This is a genomic window from Leisingera sp. SS27 (assembly GCF_028368855.1).
Taxonomy (GTDB): Bacteria; Pseudomonadota; Alphaproteobacteria; order Rhodobacterales; family Rhodobacteraceae; genus Leisingera.
In genome coordinates this window covers 160,854-187,171 of record NZ_JAQNCY010000005.1, presented here as the reverse complement: position 1 = coordinate 187,171, position 26,318 = coordinate 160,854, and the positions used below count along the sequence as shown (strand labels likewise).

The 26,318-nt window shown below is 65.1% G+C and carries 22 protein-coding genes; 8 read left to right on the top strand and 14 right to left on the bottom strand.

What is annotated here, in order from left to right:
- The first annotated feature begins 41 nt into the window (after positions 1-41).
- Entirely contained in the window at positions 42-2,078 is a 2,037-nt protein-coding gene (gene pbpC / locus N6L27_RS12900; protein ID WP_442915777.1) for a penicillin-binding protein 1C, read from the top strand.
- Between the two features lie 27 nt (positions 2,079-2,105).
- A complete protein-coding gene (locus N6L27_RS12895; protein ID WP_271907684.1) occupies positions 2,106-2,954 on the top strand; it encodes a 2-keto-4-pentenoate hydratase in 849 nt (282 codons plus the stop codon).
- 147 nt (positions 2,955-3,101) lie between these two features.
- Here the strand turns inward: N6L27_RS12895 and N6L27_RS12890 are convergent, their stop codons facing one another.
- Genes N6L27_RS12890 through N6L27_RS12875 form a run of 4 tightly spaced genes read right to left on the bottom strand, consistent with a single transcriptional unit; the run spans position 3,102 to position 9,856 of the window.
- On the bottom strand, positions 3,102-5,144 hold the full coding sequence (locus N6L27_RS12890; RefSeq protein ID WP_271907682.1) for a hypothetical protein: 2,043 nt from the start codon (positions 5,142-5,144) through the stop codon (positions 3,102-3,104).
- Positions 5,145-5,154: 10 nt separating this feature from the next.
- Positions 5,155-7,962 carry a DUF4159 domain-containing protein gene (locus N6L27_RS12885; protein ID WP_271907681.1) on the bottom strand — a complete coding sequence of 936 codons (2,808 nt, stop codon included), beginning with the start codon at positions 7,960-7,962 and terminating at the stop codon, positions 5,155-5,157.
- The gene (locus N6L27_RS12880) at positions 7,959-8,852 is read right to left on the bottom strand and encodes a DUF58 domain-containing protein (RefSeq protein WP_271907680.1); all 894 of its coding nucleotides are present in this window, start codon (positions 8,850-8,852) and stop codon (positions 7,959-7,961) included. The genes N6L27_RS12885 and N6L27_RS12880 overlap by 4 nt, the downstream gene beginning before the upstream one ends.
- Entirely contained in the window at positions 8,849-9,856 is a 1,008-nt protein-coding gene (locus N6L27_RS12875; protein ID WP_271907679.1) for an AAA family ATPase, read from the bottom strand. Before N6L27_RS12875 ends, N6L27_RS12880 begins: the two co-directional genes overlap by 4 nt.
- Before the next feature lie 64 nt (positions 9,857-9,920).
- On the opposite strand from N6L27_RS12875, the gene N6L27_RS12870 reads away from it, so the two are divergent.
- Positions 9,921-10,517, top strand: a complete 597-nt coding sequence (locus N6L27_RS12870) for a DUF1285 domain-containing protein (protein ID WP_271907678.1) — start codon at positions 9,921-9,923, stop codon at positions 10,515-10,517.
- Positions 10,518-10,520: 3 nt separating this feature from the next.
- Here N6L27_RS12870 and N6L27_RS12865 read toward each other — a convergent pair whose 3' ends face one another.
- Positions 10,521-10,835 carry a cupin domain-containing protein gene (locus N6L27_RS12865; protein ID WP_271907677.1) on the bottom strand — a complete coding sequence of 105 codons (315 nt, stop codon included), beginning with the start codon at positions 10,833-10,835 and terminating at the stop codon, positions 10,521-10,523.
- Between the two features lie 212 nt (positions 10,836-11,047).
- Here N6L27_RS12865 and N6L27_RS12860 point away from each other — a divergent pair, with 212 nt between their 5' ends.
- From N6L27_RS12860 to N6L27_RS12850, 3 genes are all read left to right on the top strand, one after another.
- The gene (locus N6L27_RS12860; RefSeq protein ID WP_271907676.1) at positions 11,048-11,800 is read left to right on the top strand and encodes a hydroxypyruvate isomerase family protein; all 753 of its coding nucleotides are present in this window, start codon (positions 11,048-11,050) and stop codon (positions 11,798-11,800) included.
- Positions 11,801-11,913: 113 nt separating this feature from the next.
- Positions 11,914-12,150: a DUF2798 domain-containing protein gene (locus N6L27_RS12855; RefSeq protein ID WP_271907674.1), complete on the top strand. Its 237-nt coding sequence runs from the start codon at positions 11,914-11,916 to the stop codon at positions 12,148-12,150.
- An 89-nt stretch (positions 12,151-12,239) separates the two neighbouring features.
- Positions 12,240-12,476 carry a DUF2798 domain-containing protein gene (locus N6L27_RS12850; RefSeq protein ID WP_271907673.1) on the top strand — a complete coding sequence of 79 codons (237 nt, stop codon included), beginning with the start codon at positions 12,240-12,242 and terminating at the stop codon, positions 12,474-12,476.
- A 342-nt stretch (positions 12,477-12,818) separates the two neighbouring features.
- Here the strand turns inward: N6L27_RS12850 and polA are convergent, their stop codons facing one another.
- Positions 12,819-15,626 carry a DNA polymerase I gene (polA, locus tag N6L27_RS12845; protein WP_271907672.1) on the bottom strand — a complete coding sequence of 936 codons (2,808 nt, stop codon included), beginning with the start codon at positions 15,624-15,626 and terminating at the stop codon, positions 12,819-12,821.
- 137 nt (positions 15,627-15,763) lie between these two features.
- Positions 15,764-16,519, bottom strand: coding sequence for a hypothetical protein (locus N6L27_RS12840; protein WP_271907671.1), 756 nt, complete (start codon positions 16,517-16,519; stop codon positions 15,764-15,766).
- Positions 16,520-16,582: 63 nt separating this feature from the next.
- Between N6L27_RS12840 and N6L27_RS12835 the strand changes: the two genes are divergently transcribed.
- On the top strand, positions 16,583-16,759 hold the full coding sequence (locus N6L27_RS12835) for a hypothetical protein (protein ID WP_271907670.1): 177 nt from the start codon (positions 16,583-16,585) through the stop codon (positions 16,757-16,759).
- A gap of 569 nt (positions 16,760-17,328) precedes the next feature.
- Here N6L27_RS12835 and N6L27_RS12830 read toward each other — a convergent pair.
- Positions 17,329-17,814, bottom strand: a complete 486-nt coding sequence (locus tag N6L27_RS12830) for a flavodoxin family protein (RefSeq protein ID WP_271907669.1) — start codon at positions 17,812-17,814, stop codon at positions 17,329-17,331.
- A 131-nt stretch (positions 17,815-17,945) separates the two neighbouring features.
- Positions 17,946-18,140: a zinc-finger domain-containing protein gene (locus N6L27_RS12825; protein ID WP_271907668.1), complete on the bottom strand. Its 195-nt coding sequence runs from the start codon at positions 18,138-18,140 to the stop codon at positions 17,946-17,948.
- 71 nt (positions 18,141-18,211) lie between these two features.
- Here N6L27_RS12825 and N6L27_RS12820 point away from each other — a divergent pair, with 71 nt between their 5' ends.
- Positions 18,212-19,159, top strand: a complete 948-nt coding sequence (locus tag N6L27_RS12820; RefSeq protein ID WP_271907667.1) for an ABC transporter ATP-binding protein — start codon at positions 18,212-18,214, stop codon at positions 19,157-19,159.
- Positions 19,160-19,263: 104 nt separating this feature from the next.
- Here the strand turns inward: N6L27_RS12820 and N6L27_RS12815 are convergent, their stop codons facing one another.
- Genes N6L27_RS12815 through N6L27_RS12795 form a run of 5 tightly spaced genes read right to left on the bottom strand, consistent with a single transcriptional unit; the run spans position 19,264 to position 26,299 of the window.
- Complete coding sequence (locus tag N6L27_RS12815; RefSeq protein WP_271907666.1) at positions 19,264-20,556, bottom strand: aspartate aminotransferase family protein; 1,293 nt, start codon at positions 20,554-20,556, stop codon at positions 19,264-19,266.
- A 4-nt stretch (positions 20,557-20,560) separates the two neighbouring features.
- Positions 20,561-21,664: a mandelate racemase/muconate lactonizing enzyme family protein gene (locus N6L27_RS12810; protein ID WP_271907665.1), complete on the bottom strand. Its 1,104-nt coding sequence runs from the start codon at positions 21,662-21,664 to the stop codon at positions 20,561-20,563.
- Complete coding sequence (locus N6L27_RS12805) at positions 21,661-22,767, bottom strand: mandelate racemase/muconate lactonizing enzyme family protein (protein ID WP_271907664.1); 1,107 nt, start codon at positions 22,765-22,767, stop codon at positions 21,661-21,663. The genes N6L27_RS12810 and N6L27_RS12805 overlap by 4 nt, the downstream gene beginning before the upstream one ends.
- Complete coding sequence (locus N6L27_RS12800) at positions 22,764-23,846, bottom strand: alcohol dehydrogenase family protein (protein ID WP_271907663.1); 1,083 nt, start codon at positions 23,844-23,846, stop codon at positions 22,764-22,766. Before N6L27_RS12800 ends, N6L27_RS12805 begins: the two co-directional genes overlap by 4 nt.
- Positions 23,843-26,299 (bottom strand): FAD-dependent oxidoreductase, encoded by a 2,457-nt coding sequence (locus tag N6L27_RS12795; protein WP_271907662.1) that lies wholly within the window; start codon positions 26,297-26,299, stop codon positions 23,843-23,845. Before N6L27_RS12795 ends, N6L27_RS12800 begins: the two co-directional genes overlap by 4 nt.
- Positions 26,300-26,318: the final 19 nt, after the last annotated feature.

The window sequence follows — 26,318 nt, the reverse complement described above, 5'->3', positions numbered from 1 at the left end:
GAGCGGGACGGGCGCTGCCCGGCCTTTGGCCAGGCAAAAGGCTGAAATGGTATGCCGTTGCTTTAGCGGTTCTGCTTATTGCAATCTTTACGGCCTATCGCGCCTTCGACACTTGGATCGACCGCACAAACCTTCCGCTCACCCTCGGGGAAACATCCACCGAAGTCCTCGACCGCAACGGCAAGCTTTTGCGCGCCTACCCCGTAGGCGACGGCCTCTGGCGCCTCGCCGTCCAGCCACAGGACGTCGATCCGCGCTTCCTCGATATGCTCCTGCGCTACGAGGACAAGCGGTTCCGCTCCCACGCTGGTGTCGACCCCATCGCCTTGCTGCGCGCCGCGGGGCAGGCGCTCTGGAACGGCAGAACAGTCTCCGGCGGCTCCACCCTCACCATGCAGGTTGCGCGTCTGCTGGAGGACGGCACCACCGGCCGCTGGGCGGGCAAGCTGCGGCAGATGCGGGTGGCGCTGGCGCTGGAGCGCCGACTCAGCAAGGATCAGATCCTCACCCTCTATCTGACCCACGCCCCCTATGGCGGCGCGGCAGAGGGCATCCGCGCGGCAACCTACAGCTGGTTCGGCAAGGAGCCGAAGCGCCTGACGTCCGCAGAGGCCGCACTGCTGGTGGCCCTGCCGCAAAGCCCCGAGCGCCGCCGTCCGGACCGCTTTCCCCAGGCCGCCAGCGAGGCCCGCGACCGGGTGCTGGAGCGCATGCACCACCAGGGTATCCTGACCGGGGAACAGGCCGAGGCCGCCCGTCGCACCCCGCTGCCGCACCGCATGGCCGCCTTCCCGCGCCTTGCCCCGCATCTTGCGGACCGGGTGGCAGCCCGGCACCCGGGCATGCGTCAGCTGCGCCTGACGCTCGACGGCGCGGTGCAGGTGCGGATGGAAACCCTGCTGGCTGAGGCAGCCCGCCGCACCGGGCCGCGCCTCTCCGCCGCCCTCATCGCCGCCGACCATCAGACAGGTGAGGTTCTGGCGATGGCCGGCTCCCCCGGTTACTCCGACGCCACCCGCCGCGGCTTTGTCGACATGACCCAGGCGATCCGCTCTCCCGGCTCCACCCTGAAACCGCTGATCTACGGCCTTGCCTTTGACCAGGGTCTTGCGCATCCGGACACCCTGATCCATGACGGCCCGGTCAACTTTGCAGGTTACGCGCCGCAGAACTTCGACGGTGAATTCCGCGGCGACATAACCGTGCGCGAGGCGCTGCATTTGTCCCTCAATATCCCCGTGGTGAAACTGACGCAGGAACTTGGTCCGGCGCGGGTGATGGCCTCGCTGCGGGCCGTCGGTGCCAAGCCTGACCTGCCCGGCGGCGCGCCGGGGCTGGCGCTGTCCCTTGGTGGTCTCGGCATCAGCCTGCAGGACATGGTGCAGCTTTACGCCGGGCTGGCGGCAGGCGGGCAGGGGCCGGAATTGCGTGTGATGCAAGGCGAGGCACGCCAGCCCGCGGGCCGCCTTACTTCCCCCGAAGCCGCCTGGCAGGTGGCAGACATCCTGCGCGGCCTGCCGGTGCCTGCGGGCGCGCGCGCAGGCACCATCTCCTTTAAAACCGGCACCTCCTACGGCCATCGCGATGCCTGGGTGATCGGCTGGGACGGGCGCCATGTGATCGGCGTCTGGATGGGCCGCGCCGACGGCACGCCGGTGCCGGGTATCTTCGGCGGCGATCTGGCCGCCCCGGTCCTGTTTGAGGCCTTCGGGCGGCTGAAGCCCGCGCTCGACCCGCTGCCGCCGCCGCCGCCCGCCACGCTGATCGTCAGCTCCGCAGACCTGCCGCCGCCCTTGCAGCGCTTCCGCCCCCGCGATGCGGCCTTCTCAGGCCCCGCAGACGCGCCCGAACTGATCTTCCCGCCCGAAGGCGCCCGGCTGATTCTGGAGGGCGCGGACCTCACGCTTAAACTCCGCGGCGGCACCGCGCCGTTTCTGGTGATGGCCAACGGACAGCCGGTGCTCACGGGCCAGCGAAGGCGCGAGTTCTCCCTGCCCAGCCCCGGCCCCGGCTTCTCCTCGCTGGTGATTGTCGATGGCGCCGGCCGCTCCGACCGGGTTAACCTGCGGATTGATTGATCCCGCAAATTGCCCTGAGGCCCGTTCATGCTGAAACCTTTCCTCGCCGCCTGTGCTCTGGCTCTCATCCCCCCTGCCGCCATAGCCGCCTGCGCCAGTGATGCCGAAATCGCCGCCTTCGTGGACAGTTACCTGGCCAAGACCCCGGCACAGGCGCTATCCCCCGGCGGCAGCATGGAGGATGCGCTCTGCTCTCAGGCCAAACTCTCCACTGCACTGGAGCCGCATATGGGGCCGGTGATCGGCTACAAGGCCGGTCTTACCAGCAAACCGGCGCAAGAGCGTTTTGGTGCTATGGAACCTGTGCGGGGCCTGCTGTACCAGAATGTGATGCTGGAGGATGGGGCGACTCTGGATGCGCCTTGGGGCGCCATCCCAATGATGGAGGCTGACCTTGTACTGGTGGTTGCAGATGCTGGCATCAACGCCGCCACGACGCCGGAAGAGGCACTGGCCCATATTTCCGTCATCCGCCCCTTCATCGAACTGCCGGATCTGACGCTTGCCAAGGGCCAGCCCTTCACCCCGGAGACCATCACCGCAATGGGCGTTGGCACCCGGCTCGGCGTCCTCGGCGCGCCAGTGCCGGTTGAAGACCCGGCGGCGATGGCCCGGATGCTGGAAGAGATGTCCGTCACGATGCACGATGCGGCCGGCGGCGTTTTGGTACAGGCACCGGGCCGGGCGGTTCTGGGCAACCCGGTCAATGCCGTGCTGTGGCTGCGCTCCAAAGGGGTGGTGTTCAAACCGGGTGACCTGATCTCGGTAGGGTCCTTCGGCCCGTTGTTCCCGCCGCAGGCAGGCAAGGGCGGGGTCAGCGTGACCTACGACGGGCTGCCGGGTAACCCGGTGGTGCAGGTGTTCTTCAAAGAATAATTTGCTGCCGGTCGCAGGAGGTGTTTCGCTTCGGGCTGTGCCCGAAGCGGCCCGCGCCGCGCCTTTGGCGCGGCGCTAGGCCCAACTGTCGCGAGTTTTCATCTGAAAACCTGTGAAAGGCGGGAGAACACTGGTTGCGAGACCTGCCTACCGCCGTCCCTCGCGTAGCCAGCCTGCGAGGATGAAGAAGGACGCCAGCAGCAGGGCCAGCCAGCCCGGCAGCAGCGGGCCCTGGGATACGGAAAGCGTCTCATAGGCCTCCCGCGGGGTCAGGCCGATCCAGCCGCGCCCCGACGCGGGCCGCCCGGGCCGCACGCTACGCAAAGACGGCAGCCCGTCCTGCAGCCGCAGGATGCCGCCGCGAACCGGCTCCAGCACCGGTGCAAGCACGGACCCGGTGACAATGGTTTCCTCGAGCTCCTTGGGCGCCGCAGGCCCAAGCCCGACCACCGTGCTCTCCTCGCCTTCTTCCAGCCGGTACAGCCCCGGCTCCGGCCCCTCATAGCGGGTTTCCCACTGACCCGGTGCGGTTTGGCGCAGCTCCAGCGCCACGGCAGAGCCATCGGGTGCGGTCACCGTCACCGGCCCGACCCGGCCCGCCAGCGTTCGGCGCAGGATGCGCATCCGCTGGCCCGAGACCTCGGCCCACAGCGCCTCTTCCTCCAGCTCCGGCTCTTTCATCATCCAGTGCGCAAGGCGGCGCAGAAGTTCCAGCTGCGGCCCGCCGCCCTCGTATCCGCGGCTCCACAGCCAGGCATGGTCTGAGGCCAGCAGGGCCACCCGGCCCTCACCCACCCTGTTCAGAACCAGCAATGGCCGTTCGCCTGCACCGCTCATCAGCACGTGGCCCTCCGGTGTGCGCAGTTCGATCTGGCGCAGCCAGCGGCCCCAGTCCGCCGCGCCCTCAAGGCCCGATGTGACGGGGTGCTGCTTGCCCAGATCCGTCACTTCCGGGCGGTAGGCCTCCTCCAGCACCCGCGCCGACGGCTCTGCCGGCAGGATCAGCGACAAGGGCGAGCGATAGATGCTGTCGGCGCTGGCAAAGTCAGGGCCGGCCGCCACCAGCACCGCGCCGCCGCCCATCGCGTAATTCGCCACATTGTCCAGATAGACCGCCGGCAGGATACCGCGCCGCTTGTAGCGGTCAAAGATGATCAGATCGAAATCCTCGATCTTCTCCAGGAACAGCTCGCGGGTCGGGAAGGCGATCAGCGACAGCTCCTCCACCGGCACGCCGTCCTGCTTCTCCGGCGGGCGCAGAATGGTGAAATGCACCAGGTCCACCGCGCTGTCGGACTTCAGCAGGTTGCGCCAGGTGCGTCCGCCCGCGTGCGGCTCACCTGATACCAGCAAGACCCGCAGCCGGTCGCGCACCCCGTTGATCTGCACCAGCGCCTGATTGTTGCGCGCGGTCAGCTCGCCCGGTTCTTCCGGCACAGAGAACTGGATCACGTTGCGTCCGCCGTGCTTCAGCACCATCGGCAGTTCGAAATCCACGCCCACTGGCAGGGCAAAGCGCTGCGGCGGCCCGCCCGCGACCGAGACTTCTATGTCGGCAAAGCCGCCCTGCACCGGCACCGCGCCCTGATCCTCGATCCTGATTGTCAGCTTCACCGGCTCGCCGATGATCGCAAAACCGGGGGCGTTTTTCACGATCAGGCGCCGATCCCAGTCGTCTGCGCGCCCGGTCAGCAGCAGATGCATCGGCGCGGGCAGGTTCACCGGCTGCTCCGCATCATGCACCTGCCCGTCGCTGAGCGCGATGATCCCCGCCACCCGCGCCCGCGGCTCATCCGCCAGCGCCTGCGCAACCGCTGCCATCAGCCTTGTGCCCTCGTCGCCTTCGCCATCCGGCACGGTAATCCAGCGTACATCGGTGTTTGGACGGTCCGCCAGCGCTGCCTTCAGCTGGCTGCGGGCGCGCGCCAACTGCTCTGGGCGGTCCCGCAGCTGCTGGCTGGCGGTCTGATCCTCTGCCACGATAACGATGTCGCTCAGCGGTGCGCGGTCCTCGCTCTGATGCACCGGACCGCTGAGAGCCGCCAGCAGCACCAGCGCCGCCAAGGCACGCAAGGCCCAGCCCGCGAGGCCCTTCCACACCCCCAGCAGCAGGGCGGCCAGAGTGACAGCCCCCGCGGCCCAGATCACCGGCCAGGGCACCAGCGGGTCGAACAGGATCGTCTGTGTCATCGCAGCACTCCTATTGCCCCAACCGGTCCAGCAGGGCCGGCACATGCACCTGGTCGGATTTGTAATTGCCGGTCAGCACATGCATCACCAGGTTGACGCCGAACCGGAACGCCAGCTCCCGCTGCCGCTCGCCCGCATACCCGCGCCCGACAGGCAGCAAGGGCCGCCCGTTGTCATCCACCGCCCAGGCTGCGGCCCAGTCGTTGCCGCCGATAACCACCGGCGTCACCCCGTCATTGAGGTTGCGGAAGGGGATGCCCTCGGCCTGTTCCGCATCCGGCGGCGCCGCCTCGACCCAGACCGGGCCGCGCCCGTGGCGGCCGGGAAAGGCCTGCAGCAGGTAGAAGGCACGGGTCAGCACATGGTCCTCTGGCACCACCTCCAGCGGCGGAATGTCCAGCGGCAGCGCAATCTGCTGCAGCCGCCGCGCCGCCGGGCTGGTCGCGCCCGAGGCCGCCAGATCCGCGTCCCGGGTGTCAAAAAGGATCATCCCGCCCGACCGCAGATAGGTATTGAGCTTGGCATATGCCTCAGACGAAGGCAGCGGCTGGCCACGGGTGATGGGCCAGTAGAGCAGCGGATAAAACGCCAGTTCATCGCGCTCCAGATCAACAGCTACCGGCGCGGCGGGCTCGACCGAAGTGCGGAAGAACAGCGTGTCCGTCAGCCCGCGCAGGCCTGCCGCCGCGACCCGGTCCACCTGCGCGTCGCCGGTCAGCACATGCGCCAGCACCAGTTCCGAGGCAATGGCCGCCGCCCGCAGGTCATCTTCGGTTTGCGCTTGCGAGGGGGCGGGCAGGGCGGCGTCCTGCGCCCTCAGCTCCTGCGCGGGAACCAGCGCCGCCAGACCCAGTGCTGCCGCCAGTGCCGCTGTCCGGGCGCGGCCCAGCAGGCCGGAAACCGCCAGCGTGCCCAGAACATCCAGCGCCAGAAGCCCCAGCGCCAGCGTCAGCAGTGTGCCGCCCAGCGGCAGCTCCTGCGGCGCGCCATAGCCGCTGACCGCAACCGAGGCAGGCCAGCGCGCGGCCGTCAGCTCATCGCCCGGGCGCAGCACATTGCGCGCCAGCATCCGCCGCCCGCCGTCATAAACCCCGGGCCGCAGCTCCGGCCCCGCGGGTGCCGCCACCAGATCCGGGCCTGCCACACCGGGCAGCGTCTCTGCGGCCTCCAGCCGGCCGAAACCGTCCAGAACCTCGACCGGCGTCCAGGTGGTGCCTTCCAGATCCTCTGCCTTGGGCTGCGCGGCCGAGGAGGAGACCGCCAGCCGCTCCAGCATCGACACGAACAGGCCCGACAGCGGCAGGCTGCTCCACTCTGCGTTGGCGGTCACGTGAAACAGCACCACCTGGCCTTGGCCCAGCGTCTTGCGGGTAACCAGGGGCGTGCCGTCCGCCAGTTCCGCAATCACCCGGCCGGCCAGTTCCGGATCCGGCTGCGCCACCACCTGCGAGCTGATCGAAACCTCCTGCGGCACCTCCAGCCCGTAGAACGGCGAGCCTTCGCCAAAGGGCGCCAGCGTCTTCGGCTCGCCCCAGCTCATGGCGCCGCCGATGCTGCGGCCGCCAATCCGCAGGCGCACCGGCATCAAGGGTTCTTCACCGCTGCGCGCGGTGTCGCTGGCCGCCAGCCGGGGCCCGGCAAAGCGCAGCAAGAGACCGCCGTTCTCGACCCAATCGATCACAGCCTCTTCCTGTGCGGGCGCCAGCCGCGCCACATCGGCCAGCACGATCACATCCGGATTGGCAGGCAGCAGATCCCGCAGCGCGCCTTCCAGCAGCTCGGCTGAGGGCGCCAGCGCCTGGCGCAGGTAATGCAGCGGCGACAAGAGGGCGAGGCCCTCATCGGCGCTTTGCGAGGAGACCAGCGCCACCTCCCGCCGCCGCAGGCTGTCATCGGTCAGCGCCACCGCACCCGCCGAGTTCACGCCGCTGATTTCAAACCGCGACAGCCGTGCGCGCAACTCCGCAGGCAGCGACAGTTCGGCAGAGGCGCTGCGGGCGCCATCCGCAAACCGCAACGGCAGCGAGGCCAGGCTGCGCTCGGTGCCGCCCGGATCCTTGCCCTGCGCCACCACGGAGATCTCCTGCGCCGGCCCGCCGCGGCTGCGCTGCACTGTCAGTTCAATGGTTCCGCCGGTGTAGCTTGCAGGCATCAGTCCCAAGACTGGCAAGGGCTGTTCAAAAACCTCTACTTCGCCGCGCTGCCCCAGCGCCTCGATCAGCCCGTCGCGGCCCGGATAATCCAGCCCGTCGCTGAACCACACAGTGTCAAACCCGCCCTCTGCGGCGCCAATTGCCTCCAGCGCCTGCGCCAGCTGCTCCGGCCCCGGCTGCCAAGGCAGCGGCACCAGCCCGGCCAGCTGCCGCTGCCAGCCGCTTGCGGCGCGGAACTGCAGGCGTTCCGGCGCGCTGAGACGCAGCACCGCCACCGGGCGTTCCGCCCGTCCAGCCTCGTCCAGCTGCACCGCGGCCTGGGCGCTGGTCTGTTTCCAGCCCGCCGCGCCGCCCCAGCTGGCGTCCATCACGATCAGCAGCGGCCCGCTACCGCCCGCATCCTCGGTCGCGGGGTTCAGCACCGGCCCGGCCAGGCCGATGATCGCCGCGGCCACCGCCAGAAGGCGCAGCAGCAGCAGCCACCACGGCGTGCGGTCCGACAGGCTTTCGTCATCCTTCAAGCCCAACAGCAGCGTCACCGCCGGGAACGGCTGGCGCTTCGGCGCAGGCGGGATCGCCCGTAACAGCAGCCACAGCACCGGCAGGGCCAGCAAGCCCAGCAGCAGCCAGGGCGCGGAAAAGCCGATGCCTGCAATCATTGTCATGGCGCGGTCCGTTCCAGTGCATGGTAAAGCCACATCAGCGCCGCCTGCGCCGGATCGCCCGTGTGATGCTGCCCGAACCGCCAGCCGGCCTCGCGGCAGAGGCGTTCCAGCGCGTCCCGCCGTTCCGCCAGCCGGTCCAGATAGCGCTCCTGCAGGGCAGAGGCCTTCAGTGTTTCATGTGTGACACCGCCCGCGATGCTTTGAAACAGCGTGCGCCCGGAGAAGGGAAAGGCCTCCTCCGCCGGGTCCAGCACCTGCAAGAGCACGCCGCGCACCCCGCGCGCGGCGGCCTTGGACAGGGCCTGCTCGACCGGTTCATAAGGCCCCAGGAAATCTGAGATGAACAAGGCGCGCGCATGCGGTATCAGCGCCCGGTGTCCGGGCGGGGCGTAATCCTCTGCATCGTCATCCATCAGCGCCTCTGCCAGCCGCAGGATCTGCACATTGCCGCGCCGGGGCGGCAGGGTGCCGCCCGTCAGGCCCACGCGTTCGCCGCCCTGCACCATCAGCACTGCGGCGGCGAGGCCCAAGAGCCGCGCGCGCTCTGCCTTCTGCGGCAGCTTGGGCGCGGAGGCAAAGCGCATCGAGGCGCCGGTATCCACCCACAGATGCACCGTCTGGGCAATCTGCCATTCGCGCTCGCGGACATATTGCACATCGCCCATGGCGGACCGGCGATGGTCGATCATCCGGCGGCTGTCGCCGGCCTGCGCCGGGCGGTACTGCCAGAAATCATCCCCCGTTCCAGCCCGGCGGCGGCCATGCTCGCCCATCAGGACAGAGCCTGCCAAGTGCCGCGCCTGCACCAAGAGGGGCGGCAGGGCGCTTGCCTCGGCCTCCGCCCGGTGCCGCAATCCGGTTGCAGCGTCAGAGGCCGCAGGCCTTGTCACGCGGCGGCCCCGGTCCGGGCCAGTTCGCTTGCGGTTTCCTCGATCAGCGCTGCCAGGCTCTCACCCCGCGCCCGGGCGGCAAAGTTCAGCTGCATCCGGTGGCTGAGGACCGGTTTCGCCATGTCCAGCACGTCTTCTGCATTGGGCGCCAGCCGCCCCTGCAGCAGCGCCCGTGCCCGTACCGCCAGCATCAGTGCCTGCGCCGCCCGCGGACCAGGCCCCCAAGCCACGGTCTGCGCCACATGGTCAGAGACATCGGGCTCGTCGGGCCGGAAGGCGCGCACCAGGTCCAGAATCATCTCGACCACCGATTCCCCTACCGGCATCCGCCGCAGCAGGGTTTGCGCCTCAATCAGCTCAGCGGCGGTAAACACCTCATAGGCGGCCTCTTCCTCAACCCCGGTGGTCGCCAGCAGGATATCCCGCTCAGTCGCGCGGTCCGGGTAATTCACGTCGATCTGCAGCAGGAACCGGTCCAGCTGCGCCTCCGGCAGCGGATAGGTGCCCTCCTGTTCAATGGGGTTCTGGGTCGCCAGCACATGGAACGGTGCGCCCAGGGAGCGGTCCTCGCCCGCCACCGTCACCACCCGCTCCTGCATCGCCTGCAGCAGCGCCGATTGGGTGCGCGGGCTGGCGCGGTTGATCTCATCCGCCATCAGCAACTGGCAGAACACCGGCCCCGGCACAAAGCGGAACGACCGGTGGCCGTCCTCCGTTGTATCCAGCACCTCGGAGCCCAGAATGTCAGCAGGCATCAGATCTGGGGTGAACTGGATGCGGTTGCCATCCAGCCCCATCACCGTGCTGAGCGTCTCCACCAGCCGGGTCTTGCCCAGCCCCGGCAGGCCGATCAGCAGCCCGTGGCCGCCGCACAGCAGCACCGACAGCGTGAGGTCCACCACCCGCTCCTGTCCGATAAAGCGTTTGGTGATCGACGCGCGCGCCTCTTGCAGCTTGGCTTCCAGCGCTTCGATACCCCTCAGCAGATCGTCCGTTTCAGGCATGACATTCCTCGTTTCCCGGATATATGCTGTTACTCTATCGTGCTGACAGGAAATGGCAAAAGCAATGAGCGGACAAAAACCCGTGACCCCCGATGCCGAAGGCATTGCCGCGGCGGCAAAAGCGGCCGGAAAGGAGGCGGGAAAGCGCGGGGGATTGCCGCCCGTCCACCTGTGGAACCCGCCGTTTTGCGGCGATCTGGATATCCGCATCGCCCGCGACGGCGCGTGGTACTACCTCGGCACGCCGTTCATCCGGTTTGAGCTGGTCAAGCTGTTTGCCTCCATCCTCAAGCTGGAGGGCGGCAAGTTTTACCTTGTGACTCCGGTCGAAAAGGTCGGCATAACGGTCGAGGACGCGCCCTTTGTGGCGGTGGATTTCGATGTGGCGGGGCAGGGGCGCGATCAGGTGATCACCTTCACCACCAACATCGGCGACAGTGCCGCAGCCGGGCCGGACCACATGATCCGTGCAGAGCGCGACCCCGAATCCGGCGAGCCATCCCCCTATGTCATGATCCGCGCAGGCCTTGAGGCGCTCATAGACCGCAAGAGCTTTTACCGGCTGGCGGAACTGAGTGAACACCATGAAGATTGGTTCGGCGTCTGGTCCGGCGGCAAATTCTTCCCGCTGATTCCATCCGCGGAGCTGGACGGGGACTGAACCCTAGCTGGAGGGAGCATTCTCCAAAAGCTCGGTTTCGACAAAGGCACAGGCAAAGTCATTGCCGTTGATTACGTCGTGTTCGACGCCCGACTCGCGGAAGTAGGGCACCCCGTGCTGCATCACTGCTTCAGTACGCGACCCGTCCGGGTGCGCGATTTCCAGCACCCCGTCAAACAGCGGCACCACGACATAATCGAATTCGTGCCGGTGCCAGCCTGTGTTGTCGCCCCGTTTGGCAAAGTGCCACTCGGTCACGCGGACCCGGCTGTTGTCAATTCTGGTGACCGGCTTGGCAGTTCCCTTCGCATCGCACATTGCATTCTCCTGTGATGGGATCAGCTTAGGCCGGCTGGGGGTCAGGGTGTTATCTCCACATGCGCGCGCCGATGCTGCCAGTTGCCAGACTGCCGGCGGCAATAACCAGCTCGCCTTCGGTTAACGAAAGTTTAATAGGAAAATTCTGCTCTTTTGACGCCTTGGCTGCCCGGCAGAGCGGCGCTAGACCATCAGTCAACAAGGAGAATCCTATGCCCCGCTTCGCGGCCAATATCTCGCTGCTGTTTGCCGAGCTGCCCTATCTCGACCGGTTCCAGGCCGCCGCCGCGGCTGGGTTTGAGGCGGTTGAAATCCTCTACCCTTATGAAATCGCTGCCAAGGAAACCCAGCGCGCGCTGATGGCGAACGGTCTGCGGCTTTTGCTGATCAATGCGCCGCCGCCCAATTACACCGGCGGCATGCCCGGCTATGCGGCGGTGCCGGAGGGCGTCGACCGCTTCCAGCGCGATATCCGCCGGGTGCTGCGCTACGCCGAGGCGCTGAAGGCGGGCAAGATCCACGTGATGGCTGGCTACGCCAAGGGGGCGGACGCCCAAAGGACCTTCATCAAAAACCTGCAATGGGCTGCCGATCGCGCGCCGGAGCAGCAGTTCACCATCGAACCGCTGAACAGCGGTGACCAGCCCGGCTATTTCCTCGACGACTACAACTTGGCAATAGAAGTGCTGGACGCGGTGGACCGCCCCAATGTCGGCCTGCAATACGACGCCTACCACGCGCAGATGATCCACGGCGACGCGCTCAAAGTGTGGGAGACCTTCGGCCCCCGCGCCGTGCATGTGCAGATCGGCGCCGCCCCGGGCCGTTGCGAGCCGGGCACCGGGCCGGTGGATTTCCAGCAGCTGTTTGAGGCCATCGACGAGAGCGGCTTTGGCGGCTGGGTCAGCGCCGAATACACCCCCTCGACCCGCCGCACCGAGGACAGCCTGGGCTGGATGCGCTGACCGTCCCTCCGGTCCGCCTGCGCAGATATCTGTGCAGCGGCGCAGATTGTCCCGCAGCCAAGTCTCCGCATATCTGAGGCAGCACCCCATGCCCCGCTGTCACGGAGACCGCCATGATCCCCGCCCGCTTTGCCCCGCTTCTGTCTGGTTTCCTGATGTCGCTGATGATGTCCTCGATCGTGTCGGGCATCTCCACCCTGCGGGTTGGCGGCGCGGATGACGGCTTTGCCGCCGCCTGGCTGACTGCCTGGGCCTACAGCTGGACGGTGGCCTTTCCGGTTGTGCTGGTGGTGGCGCCGCTTGTGCGCCGCATCGTGGCTGTCGCCATCCGCCCGCCGGATGCGGCATGATGGCTCCGGCAGGCCGGAATATATATTCGTGAATTGCAATGTGATTGCTGCACGGCATAAGCTGCCGCAACAGTGAAAGGACTCCGCCCATGCTCCCCGCCCGTTTTGCGCCCGTGCTGTTCAGCCTGATCCTGTCGGGGATGATGTCCTTCATCGTGACTGGCGTCGCTACCTGGAAGGCGCTGGGCTTCGGCACAGGGTTCGGCGGCGCCTGGATGCAGGCCTGGAGCCTGAGCTGGCCGATCGCCTTCGCCGTCGCCTTCACCGCCGCGCCCATGGTGCGCAGGCTGGTCGCCAAACTGGTCAAGCAGCCCGCTGGCAGCTGAAACGGGGCAGTGAAAGGGCAGGGGGGGCTCTCCCGCCCGCTGCAAGCTGCATCAAAGATGCAGCAGCAGCCGTTGGGCGTGGCGCCGCTGGCGCGGCGCGAAAGGGATTGAGCTGAGAAGCCCCTAAGGGCAGGTCTGCCCTTAGGGGCTTCTTCGATTCTTCTCAGGGCGGGCCGCGTCAAGGGCAAGCCGCGCTGGTCGCGCGGAGGCTGCGCCTCCCTTGACCCGGTGCGGTGAGGGAGCGGCACAATCCGCGCCGCGCCAGCGGCGCCATGCCCAACGGGATGAGATCGTCAGATCGAAGCCGGGCGGGAGTACCCCGCTAGCCATGGCAAACCTGCCTCAGTGCGCTTCTGCCCAGTTCGAGCCGCGGCCTGCGTCCACCACCAGCCTGACGTCCAGATGCACCGCCGGATCGGCTGCGTTTTCCATCACCTGCCGCGCGGTTTCGATGGTCTCCTCCACCGCCGCCTCCGGCACCTCAAACAGCAGTTCGTCGTGCACCTGCAGCAACATCCGGGCGGGCAGATGGGCAATCGCCTCCGGCATCCGGATCATTGCCCGGCGGATCACATCCGCAGCCGTCCCCTGGATCGGCGCATTAATTGCCGCACGTTTGGCAAAGCCCGCCTTCGGCCCCTTGGCGTTGATTTCCGCGGTGTGGATTTTGCGCCCGAACAGGGTCTGGACGTATCCGTGCTCCTTGGCGAACTCCACCGTCGAATCCATATACTTGCGGATGCCCGGGAAACGCTCGAAATAGCGGTCAATGAACCCCTGCGCGTCCTTGCGCGGAATGCGCAGGTTGCGCGCCAGGCCAAATCCGGAAATGCCGTAGATCACGCCAAAGTTGATCGCCTTGGCTTGGCGGCGGATTTCCGGCGTCATCTCCTCCAGCGGCACCTCGAACATCTCAGAGGCGGTCATGGCGTGAATGTCGACGCCTTCCGCAAAAGCCTGTTTCAGCGCATCGATCCCGGCCATATGCGCCAGAATGCGCAGTTCGATCTGGCTGTAGTCCAGCGACAAGAGCACATTGCCCTCTTCCGCCACAAAGGCCCCGCGGATGCGGCGGCCTTCCTCGGTGCGCACTGGAATGTTCTGCAGGTTCGGATCGGTCGAGGCCATGCGCCCGGTGCTGGCCCCGGTCTGGGCATAAGACGTATGCACCCGGCCGGTGTCGGGATTGATATGGTCCTGCAGCGCGTCCGTGTAGGTCGATTTCAGCTTGGAAAGCTGCCGCCAGTCCAGCACCCGCGCAGGCAGGTCGTGTTCCGTCGCCAGATCCTCCAGGATATCCGCACCAGTGGCATAGGCGCCTGTCTTGCCCTTCTTGCCGCCCGGCAGCGCCATCTTGTCAAACAGGATCTCACCCAGCTGTTTAGGCGAGCCGACGTTGAAGGTCTCGCCCGCGAGTTCATGGATTTCCGCCTCCAGCCCCGCCATTTTCTGGGCAAAGGCATTGGACATGCGCGAGAGAGTATCGCGGTCGACCTTGATGCCGTTGCGCTCCATATCCGCCAGCACCGGCACCAGCGGGCGTTCCAGTGTTTCATAAACCGTGGTCACGCGCTCCTGATGCAGCTGCGGCTTGAAGACCTGCCATAGGCGTAGAGTGATGTCAGCATCTTCCGCCGCATAAGGCACCGCGTCGTCAATCGGCACCCGGTCAAAGGTGACTGCCGATTTGCCGGTGCCCAACAGCGGTTTGATCGGGATCGGCGTGTGATCCAGATAGCGTTCGGACAGCGCATCCATGCCATGCCCGTGCATGCCTGCGTGCAGCGCATAGGACATCAGCATGGTGTCGTCGATGGGCGCCACATCGACTCCGTAGCGGTGCAGGATCTTGGCGTCGTATTTCATGTTCTGGCCGATCTTCATGATCGCCGGATCTTCCAGAACGTCTTTGAGCATCGCGACCGCCTCTTCCAGCGGCATCTGCCCTTCGGACAGGCCCTCGCCGCCAAACAGATCATCACCCCCGGCCTTGTGCGCCAAGGGGATATAGCAGGCCTCGCCCGCCTCGACGCACAGCGAGATGCCGACCAGATCGACGACCATTTCATCCAGACCCGTGGTCTCGGTATCCACCGCCACCCAGCCGCGGTTGCGGATGCGGTCGATCCAGACCTGCAGAGCGCCTGCGTCGCGGACGCATTCGTATTTCTCTTTGTCGAACGGCACCGCTTCCGGCGCCGCTGCCGCGGAGACCGCCGCGGCGGCAGGGGCCTCCGGGATCGCAGGGGCGTCCATGCCCAACTGATCGGCCATGCGCTTGGACAGGGTGCGGAACTCCATTTCAGACAGGAACGTCAGCAGGGTCTCCGCATCCGGCTCCTTCACCTCCAGATCGTCCAGGGTGAAGTCCAACGCCATATTACAGTCGAGCTGCACCAGCTTTTTTGACAGCTCGATCTGATCGCGCTTCTCGATCAGCGTCTGGCGGCGCTTCGGCTGTTTGATCTCTTCGGCGCGGTCCAGCAGCTCCTCCAAGGAGCCGAATTCGTTGATCAGCAGCGCGGCGGTCTTTATCCCGATTCCCGGCGCGCCCGGCACGTTGTCGACCGAGTCGCCGGCCAGCGCCTGCACATCGACCACGTGCTCGGGGCCGACGCCGAATTTCTCCACCACACCGTCGCTGTCGATGCGCTTGTTCTTCATCGCATCCAGCATCTCGACGCCGCCGCCGACCAGCTGCATCAGGTCCTTGTCTGACGAGATGATCGTGACCCGCCCGCCTGCATCGCGCGCCTGATGCGCCAGGGTTGCGATGATGTCGTCGGCCTCGAACCCCTCGATCTCCTTGCAGGCGATGTTGAAGGCACGGGTCGCCTCGCGGGTCAGCGGGAACTGCGGCACCAGATCCTCCGGCGCGGGCGGGCGGTTGGCCTTGTACAAATCGTACATCTCATTGCGGAACGACTTGCCCGAGTAATCAAAGATCACCGCCACATGGGTCGGCGCATCCGGGCCCTTGTTGTCCTCGACCTGCTTAAACAGCATGTTGCAGAAGCCCGCCACGGCACCAATTGGCAGCCCGTCGGATTTGCGCGTCAGCGGCGGCAGCGCGTGATAGGCGCGGAAGATGAAGGCCGAGCCGTCGATCAGATGCAGATGGCAGCCCTTGCCGAAGTGTGTCCCGCTCATGTCCGCCGCGCTCCCGTTGGAAATCCGTATCCGTTCTGTTTCCCGGTTATCGGTGATCCGGGCGGGAAGGGCAATTGGAGTTTGGCGGGCCTGAAGGGAGGGCTGCGGCCAGGCTTGCCAGCCTGCAGCCCGGCCGCCTAGGCCTCAGCTTTGTGCTGCAGCTTCACCAGTGAAGACATGACTTCCTGGCGGTCAATTCCATGCGAATCCAGCATGTCTTTTTTAGAGTCCATGAAGGTTGTTGCCACGTCGCGGACCTCGCGCACGGAATTTGTGCCAAGTCCTTGCGCCATATTGAAGATGTTCACGACTGCAGCATTGCGCGTGGCTGTATCTATCCATTTCTGCTTCCCGGTTTCCATCAGTTCCCGCAGGCTGGAAAAGTCCGTTTCCTCCGCTGTCGCTTTCAGGTTGCTGCCCCGGAACTCCATGTTGCCGCAGCCCCTGTTTGAAAACGTGAGTGTTTCACTTTCAAAATGGAACCTGAGCACCTTGCCGTCCTCGGAAATGTTCTTGAGCTTTTCCTTGCCAAACTCAGCACTCTCCATCTTGCTGAGGATCTCGTCCCGAGAAGTCGTCAAACCCTCTTCTCGTTCACACATGTCCTGAAGCATGTCTTCGGTGGACGTGCTGCTGGCGATCTGCTTGGCGGTGTAATCAATGCCTGAGGCAATCTCCTTGCTCAGTGTGCTGTCGATCTTGATCGGCGACAGCCCAAGCTTCACCGCAGGCAGCTTCCCGGCTGCATCGGGGCCTGCGGTTGTGCTTTCAGTATATCCGGGAAGCTCCTTGTCCACTGCATTCTTTACCAGCTCAGCCCATTGCAGCACTTCCATGGAACGTGACATCTGGGCCTCATTGCCTGCAACGCTGAGCGTTTCCGCCTGGTTCATAAGGCTTTCGGCAATGCTGTTCATGTTGGCACTGCTGAGTGCCTCCCGCAGGTCCAGCTTCTGATGGCCGGCAAGACCGCCAACAAGACGTTCCGCAATGTCCTGCTTGGCCTTGTCCTGTTCGTGTTTGCTGCTGCCCGCAGGAAGGCTTTGCGCCTCGGTTTCGCAAACGTCCTGCAGGATATGCAGTCCCTCAATTGGATGATCCGGCCCCAGCAATCCGGTCAAAAGCCTAAGTGAAGGCGGCAGTTCAAACCCTCCAGCCTGTCCTGCGGTCGATGCTGCCCCGGAGTGGCCGGCGCTTGATTCCATCATCCGTGAGAGAGCATCAGCGGCGGCACCTTCCGGCGGGGCAGCAAGCCTGCCGTCTCTTCCTTTCAGCAGCGCATGCAATTCCTTGCAGTCCCGCATGTTTTGCGACAGCTGAGGCGGGCTTTTGTGCAGTGCGGGTTTCTGGATTTTCGAACCCTCTGGCAATCCTGCTCCAGTCGTGTTGACAGTCGGCTTGGCCATCAAGCGCGAGAAGAATCCCGGCTTTTTCCCCTTCGGCTGATCGAGCTTTGCGGATGCTTCATTCCAGACAGAGGCCGATGCCGCCTTACCCTGCGCCTGCGCACCAGTGTTTTTGCCTTTCCCTTTATTCGAGGACGGGGCGGCAGATGTGTCGGTAAACTGGGAAGACAGCTGGCTAACAGTTGAATTGGATGAGATTACGGGCATCGGACGGTCCATTATGCAGGTGAGTCCCGCCCCTGAAAACACGCTCCGGCTGTTATGGGAAAATAGGTTTTAGCTATTCTGAAACCTGTCTAAAACACCCCCAGCGCCAGACCTGCCCCCATGGCCAGCCCCAGCTCGCGGCAGGCCTCCAGCTGGTCCTCCGGAATCGCCTTTTCCGCCAGAATGGCCTCCGGCGTCTGCGCATGGGTGCAGAGGATCAGCGGCTTTTGCACCTCTTTCAGGCGCCAGCCGGTGGCAATCCGCGCGCATTGCCGGGCCGCGTTTTCGCCGTCCGACCCGGCACAGACCATCTGCGCATAGGGCCGTCCGTTGAGGCGCCCCAGCACCGGGTAGTAACAGCGGTCAAAGAACTCTTTCATCTGGCCGGAAAGCGCCGCCAGATTTTCCGGCGCGCAGAAAATATAGGCGTCCGCCGCCAGCAAATCCTCAGGCCCGGCATCTTCGGCCCGCATTAGAACGGTTCCGATCTCGCCGCGCGCAGCCTCAAACGCGGCCTCCGCCATTTGGCGGCTGCCGCCGGTGCGGCTGTGATAGACGATTAATAAGTGTGCCATACCCGCTGCCCGCGCTTGGTTCCCGCACCGGACACTATCGGACGCAGGCAAATTTCTTCAAAGAAATTTGGCCGGAAAATTCGAATTTTCCGGCGCCCGGACGCCGCCCTGGAAACCTTGGGCGGCCCGGATCACTCCGCGGCCTTCGTGGCGTCCTCATAGATGAACTTACAGTCGCAATAGGGGCATTCGACGAACCCCTCGGCCTCCGGGATCTGCAGATAGACCCGTGGATGCCCCAGCGCGCCCTCGCTGCCGTCGCAGGCCACCTTGCGGCTGTTCACGGTCCTGGTTTCCGGCGCTTCATGGGACGGGGCGGGGGTCATGGCTGGCAGTCCTTTCACTTTTCGGCTAGGCGCTTTTATGAGCCAAGGAAAAACCGGGGGCAAGTGCGGCGATGAGTGCGGACGCAATCCAGATCAAAGCTTTGCGCAAAATCTACAAGGGCCATAAGGGCCAGCCCGAGAAACACGCGCTCAAGGGCGTCGACCTGACGGTGCCGCGCGGCTCTGTCTTCGGGCTCTTGGGGCCGAACGGCGCAGGCAAGTCGACGATGATCAACATCCTGGCAGGGCTGGTGCGCAAGACCTCCGGCTCGGTCTCGATCTGGGGCTTTGACCAGGACGCAAACCCGCGCCAGGCCCGTGCCGCTATCGGGGTGATGCCGCAGGAGCTGAACCTCGACCCCTTCTTCACCCCGCGCGGCGCGCTGGAGGTGCAGGCTGGTCTTTACGGCGTGCCAAAGGCCGAGCGCCACAGTGACGAGATCCTGCGGATGATCGGCCTGGAGGACAAAGCAGAGGCCTACGCCCGGACCTTAAGCGGCGGCATGCGGCGGCGGCTCCTCCTGGGCAAGGCGCTGGTCCACCGTCCCAGCGTGCTGGTGCTGGACGAGCCGACAGCGGGCGTCGATATCGAGCTGCGCCAGATGCTGTGGGAGAACATCCGCAAACTGAACGCCCAAGGCATGACCATCATTCTTACCACCCACTATCTGGAGGAAGCCGAGGAGATGTGCGACGAGATCGCCATCATCAACCAGGGCGAGGTGGTGGCGCGGGACACCAAAGCGCGCCTCTTGGGACGGCTCGACGCCAAGACCATGGTGGTCCAGCCCGCGGTGCCGGTGACAGTGCTGCCGCAGGGGGCGGGCATCGAAGCGGACTTGCGCGAAGACGGCGCCGTCGCCCTGCGCTACCGCAGCCAGGCCACCAGCGCCGAGGAGGTGCTGGCCGCGGTCCACGCCGCTGGCATTTCGATCCGCGACGTGAAGACAGAGGAAGCCGATCTGGAGGACGTCTTTCTGTCGCTGACCAAGGCGGGTAGAGGGGGCTCAGCCTGGTAACCAATTACAGACGAAAACCGCCTTTTAAACAGCAAGTGCCAGGGTCTGGTGTAACTGGCAAAGCGGTCGTGAATTGCAGGCCAAACAAATCGCGCGACTGCAAATCACTTGGCCTTCGTAAGATATTCCGACACAGCCTGTGCCCCGCGCTCAAAGGCTGTTCTGGACATTTCCAGGTCACGGGTTTTCAAGGCCAGGGATGGATAGAGTTTCCCGGGCGATTTGAAGACGCCATGGGAGCGCAAGGTGGTATTCCAGACCTCGTTGATCTTTGGGTCGCGGTGCTTGGCGGTTCTATAGTCGACTGGATCGGCATCGGTGAAGTAGATGTCGAACAGCGTTGGGCCGCCGCAGATGCGGTGGGTGATCCGCTGTTCGGACAGGGCTGCGGATTGCATGTCCATCAGGGTCTGACCCAGTGCACGCAACTGGTTATATTGCCCCGGACGCCGCAGGATTTCCATGGTCTTGAGCCCCGCAGCAGAGGCCACCGGATTGCCCGAGAGCGTGCCCAGCTGCATCAGCCACTTGTCGGCTCCGACGGCGGCCTTGTCGAAATGCGCCATGATTTCGGCGCTGGCCCCGAGCGCGGCCAAGGGAAAGCCGCCTCCGATGATCTTGCCCAGCGTGCAAATGTCCGGTGCCACGCCATAGTGGTCCTGTGCGCCTCCGTAGGCGAGGCGGAAACCGGTAACGATCTCGTCGAAGATCAGAAGCACACCGTGCTTGTCGCACAAATCGCGCAAACCTTGCAGGAAGCCGGTCTGTGCGGGGATGATGCGCTGCAGGGGCTCTGCGATCACAGCAGCGATGTCGCTGTGTTCGCAGAGGAGAGAGGCCACGGCCTCCAAATCGTTGAACGGCGCGATCAGCATCTCGTCTGCCACGGCCTGCGGAATGCCCGCGCTGTCGGGCACCGCCGTGGGGAAATTCACCTCGCGCGCGGGTGCAAGGCTCATTTGCGCCTCGGCCGACATGCCATGATAGCCGCCCTCGAATTTCAGGATCTTTGGCTTGCCGGTATAGGCACGGGCAAGCCGGATCGCGTACATATCCGCCTCACCGCCAGAGGCGACGAACCGGACTTGCTCGCAACACGGCACAGCTTCGACGATCGCTTCGGCCAGTTCAATGCCCTTGGCGTTGTTGGCGAAGAAGGTCATGCCCTTGGGCAGTTGTTCCAGCACCGCTTCCATGACTTCGGGGTGGCCGTGGCCCAACAGCATGGGGCCGGAGCCGATCAGGTAGTCGACGTATTCATTTCCGTCCTCGTCCCAGACACGGGATCCCTCGCCCCGCGCGATCACGATGGAGGCATCAAAATTGCCGAAGCCCGCCGCCGGCAGAACTTCGCGGGCGCGGGCGATCCAGTCGGCTTGGGAGTGAATGCGGTTCATGGGCTCAATCCAGTATCAGGTCGGGTGTGCCGAGGCTTTCCTTGTCGACGGTGATGCCAAGGCCCGGCCCATCGGGCGGCGCGATGCGGCCATGGCTGCGGGTTGGTGCGTCGGGTGCAAGGCGCGGGCTGACATAGCCCGAGAGGTCGCAGACGTTCAGAAGGCGGGCGGGTTGGGTTGCTGCCCCAAGGTGCAGCGCCGCGGCTGTGACGATATCGCTGCCCCATGTGCATTCGATGCACATCTTGGCGCCAAGATGCAGGCACAGGTCCCGCGCCCGCCGTGCCGCTGACACCCCGCCGAACTTGGACAGCTTCAGCGCGACCGCATCCATGATGCCCAGCCGGTGCGCCGCAAGCAGCGACGCGGTGTCGTGGGCCAGCTCATCGAGCTTCATCGGAAGACCGGTGGCTGACTGCACCCGGGCGCAATCCTCCAGCGTGGCGCATGGCTGTTCCAGCATGACGTCGAGATGCCCCGCGGCGCGGCCGGCGCGGATTGCGTCCAGCGTCGTCGCGCCGCAGCTCCAGTCCCCATAGACCAAGGGGCCGGGCCCAACAGCCTCGCGCACCTTGGTTAGCCTTTCCACGTCGGTTTGCCAGTCACCGGACGCCCCCAGTTTGGCCTGGAACTGGGTGATCCCCTGTTGCAGCGCTTCGCGGGCAATGCGGGCCATCTTGTCCGGCTCTACGCAGGTGATGGAATGATAGAGCGGCAGGGTCTCTTGCCGTCGCCCTCCAAGAAGCGCATGCAAAGGCAAGCCCGCCACCTGCCCGGTGATATCCCACAGCGCAATGTCCAGCGCGGATTTGGCATAGACGTGGCCGGGCAAGTAGGAATCGGCCGTAGCCATCAGCCCCTCTGCCCCGGCAGGGTCGCCTCCGAGGATCACCGGGGCCAGCTCTTGCACGGCCGGGGCGACGCCGCGCGCATAGGCCGGCAGGTAATGCGGGATCGGACAGACCTCGCCCCAGCCGGTTATCCCCGTATCCGTCTGAACCGCGATCACCACGGTTTCGACGGTGTCGCAGGTTTTTCCATCGGCCATGTAATAGGCCGTGTGGCTGGTCAGCGGCACATGCCAGAGACTGAGGCGGGTGACTTTCATGAATGGACCGCCACAGGATCGCCAAGGGCGTCTTCATCGGGATGCACGCCAAGGCCGGGGGCTTCGGGCAGATGCAGGTGGCCATCCGTGTTGCGCGGGCCGCGTCCGCCCGCGATATCCACTGTTAGCATGTCCTGACAGGCCCAGACCGCATGGCAGGCATGGTCGGGAATGGTGGCGGCAAGGTGCAGCGCCTCGCAATCGGCCAGAACCGAGCCGCCAGTGGCCATCACGAACATGTCGATCCCATGTGCCAATGCAATATCGCGCATCCGCGCAGCCTTGGTCAGCCCGCCGACGCGGTTGAGCTTGATGCCGAAGACTTCGGCCAGCCCGTCGCGCGCGACACGCGCAGCATCCTGGAGCGTGACAAGGCATTCATCCACGCTGACAGGCGCCGAATGCAGCGGGCGGATCGCAGCAATGTCGTCCAGCGTCTCGCCCGGCTGTTCGAACATGACGTGCAGGTCTTCGGTCCTGCGCATGACGCGCAACGCCTGCTGCCTGGTCCAGCCGCGATTGACGTCGTAAAGGACGATCTCGCCGGGTTTGCGGATGCTCTCTACATCGCGAATCCGCGCGATATCGCGTTCCACGTCACCACCGATCTTGACTGAATGCGCCACATAGCCGCGCTGGCGGTAGCGATCCATGACAGCACGGGTTTCCTCGATCGTCTTGGCTCCGACTGAGGATGCGATAGGCCGCGGCGTGCGGCTTCCTCCCCCCATCAGATCGGCAATGGGCAGCCCCGCCGCTTGCCCGGCAATGTCCCAGCACGCCATGTCGATGGGGGATTTGGCATAGAGGTGTCCCGGCAAGGCGAGATCCATCGCCCGTTCCACATCCAGCACCCGGCGTGGATCAAGACCCAGCACGAAAGGCGCCATCGTTTGGATCCCGGCGCGGATGCCGGGCCCGTGGGCGGGAACATAGGTGTGTCCCCAAGGCGTGCCCTCTCCCCAACCGGTGATCCCGGCGTCGGTCTCCAGTTTGACAAGCGTCGCATCGAGACACTCGAACTTCAGCCGCCCGCCCGACAGCCAATAGGGATGCTCTAGCGGCAAATCGACCTGATAGACGGTAATACGGGTTATCTTCATGGGATCACCACAATGTTGCCGGTGTGTTTTTTGGCGATGAACGCGGCTTGCGCCTCGCGCAGATCTTCCAGGGGATAGGCCGCAGCCAGCGCGGGTTTGATCTCGCCCGCCTCGATATAGCGGATCAGGTTCGGCATCACAGCTGCGTCGATCACGGTAGAGCCAGTGAAGGTCAGGTCGCGCAGGTAGAAAGTCCGCAGGTCAAGTTCGACCATCGGGCCGGCGATGGCCCCCGAACACGTGTAGCGGCCGCCGCGTTCGAGAATGCCGATGAGCTGCGGCCAGCAGGGGCCGCCCACCACATCAGCGGTAACAGTGATCTGTTCATCGCCCAGTGCGGCGCGCAGGTCACCCGGCGCGCGGGGCAGGATGCGGTCCGGCCCAAGCGCGGCGACATCTACGTGTTTTGCCTGGGAGGCCATCGCGATCACGCGGGCGCCGCGTCGCTTTGCCAATTGCACCAGCGCGCCGCCGACGCCGCCTGAAGCCCCCGGGACAAGCACGGTGTCGCCGGACGTGACCATCGCCCGCGTCAGCATGCCCTCGGCGGTGGAGTAGGAGCAGGAAAATGTGGCCAGTTCCGCATCGCTGAGCGGACTGTTGACCGCCAGCGCATTGCGTGAAGGGATCGTGGTGAACTGAGCAAAGCCGCCATCGCGCTCAGAGCCGAAGTAACCGGTTTTGTCCTTGTTGTCCGGGTCATCGGGATCGCGCAGCCAATTGTCGGTGATCACCCGCTCGCCAATGCGGTTCGGGTCTACGCCTGCGCCCGCCGCGACGATCCTGCCGCAGACGTCAGCGCCCTGGATGCGCGGAAAGGAAATCGGTGCGCCGCCCCATGTCGGATCGTCTTCGTGCACCGTGTCATAGGCCGCGCCCGTTGTGGCCTCGTTCACGGCCTTCGAATACCAGCCGGTGCGCGTGTTCACGTCGGTGTTGTTGAGCCCGCATGCGCCAACCCGGATCAGCACCTCACCCGGACCGGGATCGGGGCGGGGCCAGTCTTCGTGCAGGACAAGCTGGTCCAGATCGCCGTGGCCGATGGTGACCATGGCCTGCATTGTGTCAGGCAGGCTCATCCGGCGGGTTCCTGCACGGTATCGGCGCGGGGCAACAGGCTTTGCGGATCATAGGCCGGTTCGCTGAGAACGCGCGCAGGGCGCGGTTTGCCGTGGATGATCACCTGCAGCGCTGTTCCGGGGGCGGCTGCGTGCGGTTTGATGTAGGCAAAGGCGAGGATCTTGCCAACCGTGTGCCCATAAACCACAGATGCCGTTGATCCGACGGCTTTGCCATCCAGCGTCACCGCCTCGCCGCCATGCCCGTCGATTGCGCCGTCCGGTTCGATCTCCAGGTAGGCGCAGACCCACGGCAGGTCGGTGCCCAGAGTCTTGTCACGGCCCAGATAATCCTTGTCCGTCCGGGCAAAGCGCAGGACATCGGCCTCAGCGAGGGTAACTTCGTTGGTGAGCTCCCCTGCCCCCTTAAAGCCCTTTTCCATGCGCATCACGTTCATGGCAAAACTGCCGTAGTCATCGATGCCATGCGACTCGCCCGCGCCCCAAAGAGCGGCATAGACATCCTGCATCGCGGCAAACGGCATGTGCAACTCCCACCCCAATTCGCCCGCATAGGACATGCGCAAGGCCCAGACGCTGTGGCCTGCGACAGTGATCTGTTGTGCCGAAAGCCAGCGGAAGGCCGCATTGCCGAGCGGCGCATCCGTGCAGGCGGCGAGCACATCGCGGGACCTCGGGCCATTGAGAGACAGCGCCCCCCATGTGCTGGAAAGCGCGGTGACGGTGGCGTCTTCATCCGTCCGTTGCGCTGCAAAGTGGTCCAACAAACGTTGCTCAAAGAAGGCGGCGCAGACGAGATAGAATTTGTCCTCGGCCATCCGCACGATGGTCGTTTCCAGCTCAATCCGGCCCCGCCGGTTCAGCATATGTGTAAGCGTGATGGACCTGACCTTTTGCGGCATCCGGTTGGCGGTCAGCCGGTCCAGCAGCGCATAGGCATCCGGCCCTTCGACCAGCACTTTGGTGAAGGCCGTCACTTCCATGATCCCCACGCGCTCACGCACGGCTTTGACCTCGGCCGCAACCATGCCGTCCACCACCGTGCGCCGGAAGCTGTAGTGATCCTGTTGCGCTACGCCGCCTTTTGCAAACCAGCGCGGGCGCTCGAACCCGTAGACCTCTTCAAAGACCGCGCCCTTGGCCTTGAGCGTTTCATACAAGGGCGATGGCTTGATCGGCCGACCGGCCAGGCGGTTCAAATGCGGGAACGGGATTTCGTGGCGGAGGCAATAATCCTCCTTGGCCTTTATGACTTGCCAGTCCTTGGTGGCGTAGCTGCCAAACCGGCGCGGATCATAGTCGCGCATGGAGATATCCGCCGCGCCATGCACCATCCAGCGCGCGAGTTCGCGGGTCAGTCCCGGGCCCCAGCCGATCCCGATCTGGGTGCCGCAGCAACACCAGTAGTTGCGCGCGCCCGGCGCAGGACCGATCAGCGGATTGCCGTCAGGCGGATGGCTGATCGCGCCATGGACATCGCGGGTGATGCCCAGTTCCGCAAAGATCGGCATCCGCCCCATCGCTTCCTCCAGCCAGGGCATGACGCGGTCATAATCGGCCTCGAACAACTCGTTCTCGGCCTCCCAAGGACAGTGATCCTCCCAGACCGAGTTGGGGTTGGCCTTCTCGTAGATGCCGATGAGACCCTTTTTCTGCTCCATCCTGATATAGCCTGACACCTTGCGGTCATCTCGGATCACCGGCAATTCGCGGTCGAGATCGCGGAATTCCGGCACCTCGTCGGTGACAAAGTAATGGTGAGTCATCGAGGTCATGGGCAGTTGCAGGCCGGACCATTCGCCCATCTGCCGCGCATAGGTGCCGCCCGCGTTGACCACATGTTCGCAGGTGATCGTGCCTTGCTCGGTCTCGACCACCCATTCGCCGTTTGCGGCCTGCGTGATATTGGTTGCGCGGCAACGGCGGATGATCCGCGCGCCTTTGGCCCGTGCCCCTGCCGCCATCGCCATGGTCACGTTAGTTGGGTCGACATGCCCATCATCGGGCGTATGCAGCGCCCCAATTACGCCGTCGAGGTTATAGAACGGGTGCAGCTCGGCCACCCGGTCCCGGCCGGCCAGCTCGATATTGAACCCGAGCGACCGCCCGACCGACAGCGTGTGGCGCAACCAGTCCATCTCGTCTTCGGTATAGGCCAACCGGAACGACCCGCAGCCATGCCATGTCACCGCCTGCCCGGTCTCGGCCTCCAGCCCGCCGGAGTAGAGCCCGATGTTGTAGTCCACGCATTTTCCAAGGCTGAAACTGGAGGTCGAATGCGTGATCTGCCCCGCTGCGTGCCAGGTGCTGCCCGAGGTCAGTTCAGCCTTTTCCAGCAAGACTACCTCTGGCCCCCAACCCTCATGCGCGAGGTGGTAGGCAAGCCCGACCCCCATCACGCCGCCGCCTACGATGACCACGCGGGCGTGGCTGGGAAACTTCCTGTCCGGCATTGTCGCGTCCTTTGTTCGG

Excerpts from the sequence above, each read along its gene's own strand:
- N6L27_RS12810 (WP_271907665.1), bottom strand. The coding sequence starts at position 21,664 with ATGAAAGTCACCCGCCTCAGTCTCTGGCATGTGCCGCTGACCAGCCAC.
- N6L27_RS12860 (WP_271907676.1), top strand. The coding sequence starts at position 11,048 with ATGCCCCGCTTCGCGGCCAATATCTCGCTGCTGTTTGCCGAGCTGCCC.
- N6L27_RS12895 (WP_271907684.1), top strand. The coding sequence starts at position 2,106 with ATGCTGAAACCTTTCCTCGCCGCCTGTGCTCTGGCTCTCATCCCCCCT.
- N6L27_RS12830 (WP_271907669.1), bottom strand. The coding sequence starts at position 17,814 with ATGGCACACTTATTAATCGTCTATCACAGCCGCACCGGCGGCAGCCGC.
- N6L27_RS12795 (WP_271907662.1), bottom strand. The coding sequence starts at position 26,299 with ATGCCGGACAGGAAGTTTCCCAGCCACGCCCGCGTGGTCATCGTAGGC.
- N6L27_RS12835 (WP_271907670.1), top strand. The coding sequence starts at position 16,583 with ATGGCCGGCAAGACCGCCAACAAGACGTTCCGCAATGTCCTGCTTGGC.
- N6L27_RS12800 (WP_271907663.1), bottom strand. The coding sequence starts at position 23,846 with ATGAGCCTGCCTGACACAATGCAGGCCATGGTCACCATCGGCCACGGC.
- N6L27_RS12875 (WP_271907679.1), bottom strand. The coding sequence starts at position 9,856 with ATGCCTGAAACGGACGATCTGCTGAGGGGTATCGAAGCGCTGGAAGCC.
- polA (WP_271907672.1), bottom strand. The coding sequence starts at position 15,626 with ATGAGCGGGACACACTTCGGCAAGGGCTGCCATCTGCATCTGATCGAC.
- N6L27_RS12805 (WP_271907664.1), bottom strand. The coding sequence starts at position 22,767 with ATGAAGATAACCCGTATTACCGTCTATCAGGTCGATTTGCCGCTAGAG.
- N6L27_RS12815 (WP_271907666.1), bottom strand. The coding sequence starts at position 20,556 with ATGAACCGCATTCACTCCCAAGCCGACTGGATCGCCCGCGCCCGCGAA.
- N6L27_RS12825 (WP_271907668.1), bottom strand. The coding sequence starts at position 18,140 with ATGACCCCCGCCCCGTCCCATGAAGCGCCGGAAACCAGGACCGTGAAC.
- N6L27_RS12840 (WP_271907671.1), bottom strand. The coding sequence starts at position 16,519 with ATGAACCAGGCGGAAACGCTCAGCGTTGCAGGCAATGAGGCCCAGATG.
- N6L27_RS12855 (WP_271907674.1), top strand. The coding sequence starts at position 11,914 with ATGATCCCCGCCCGCTTTGCCCCGCTTCTGTCTGGTTTCCTGATGTCG.
- N6L27_RS12820 (WP_271907667.1), top strand. The coding sequence starts at position 18,212 with ATGAGTGCGGACGCAATCCAGATCAAAGCTTTGCGCAAAATCTACAAG.
- N6L27_RS12890 (WP_271907682.1), bottom strand. The coding sequence starts at position 5,144 with ATGACACAGACGATCCTGTTCGACCCGCTGGTGCCCTGGCCGGTGATC.
- N6L27_RS12865 (WP_271907677.1), bottom strand. The coding sequence starts at position 10,835 with ATGTGCGATGCGAAGGGAACTGCCAAGCCGGTCACCAGAATTGACAAC.
- N6L27_RS12885 (WP_271907681.1), bottom strand. The coding sequence starts at position 7,962 with ATGACAATGATTGCAGGCATCGGCTTTTCCGCGCCCTGGCTGCTGCTG.
- N6L27_RS12870 (WP_271907678.1), top strand. The coding sequence starts at position 9,921 with ATGAGCGGACAAAAACCCGTGACCCCCGATGCCGAAGGCATTGCCGCG.
- N6L27_RS12850 (WP_271907673.1), top strand. The coding sequence starts at position 12,240 with ATGCTCCCCGCCCGTTTTGCGCCCGTGCTGTTCAGCCTGATCCTGTCG.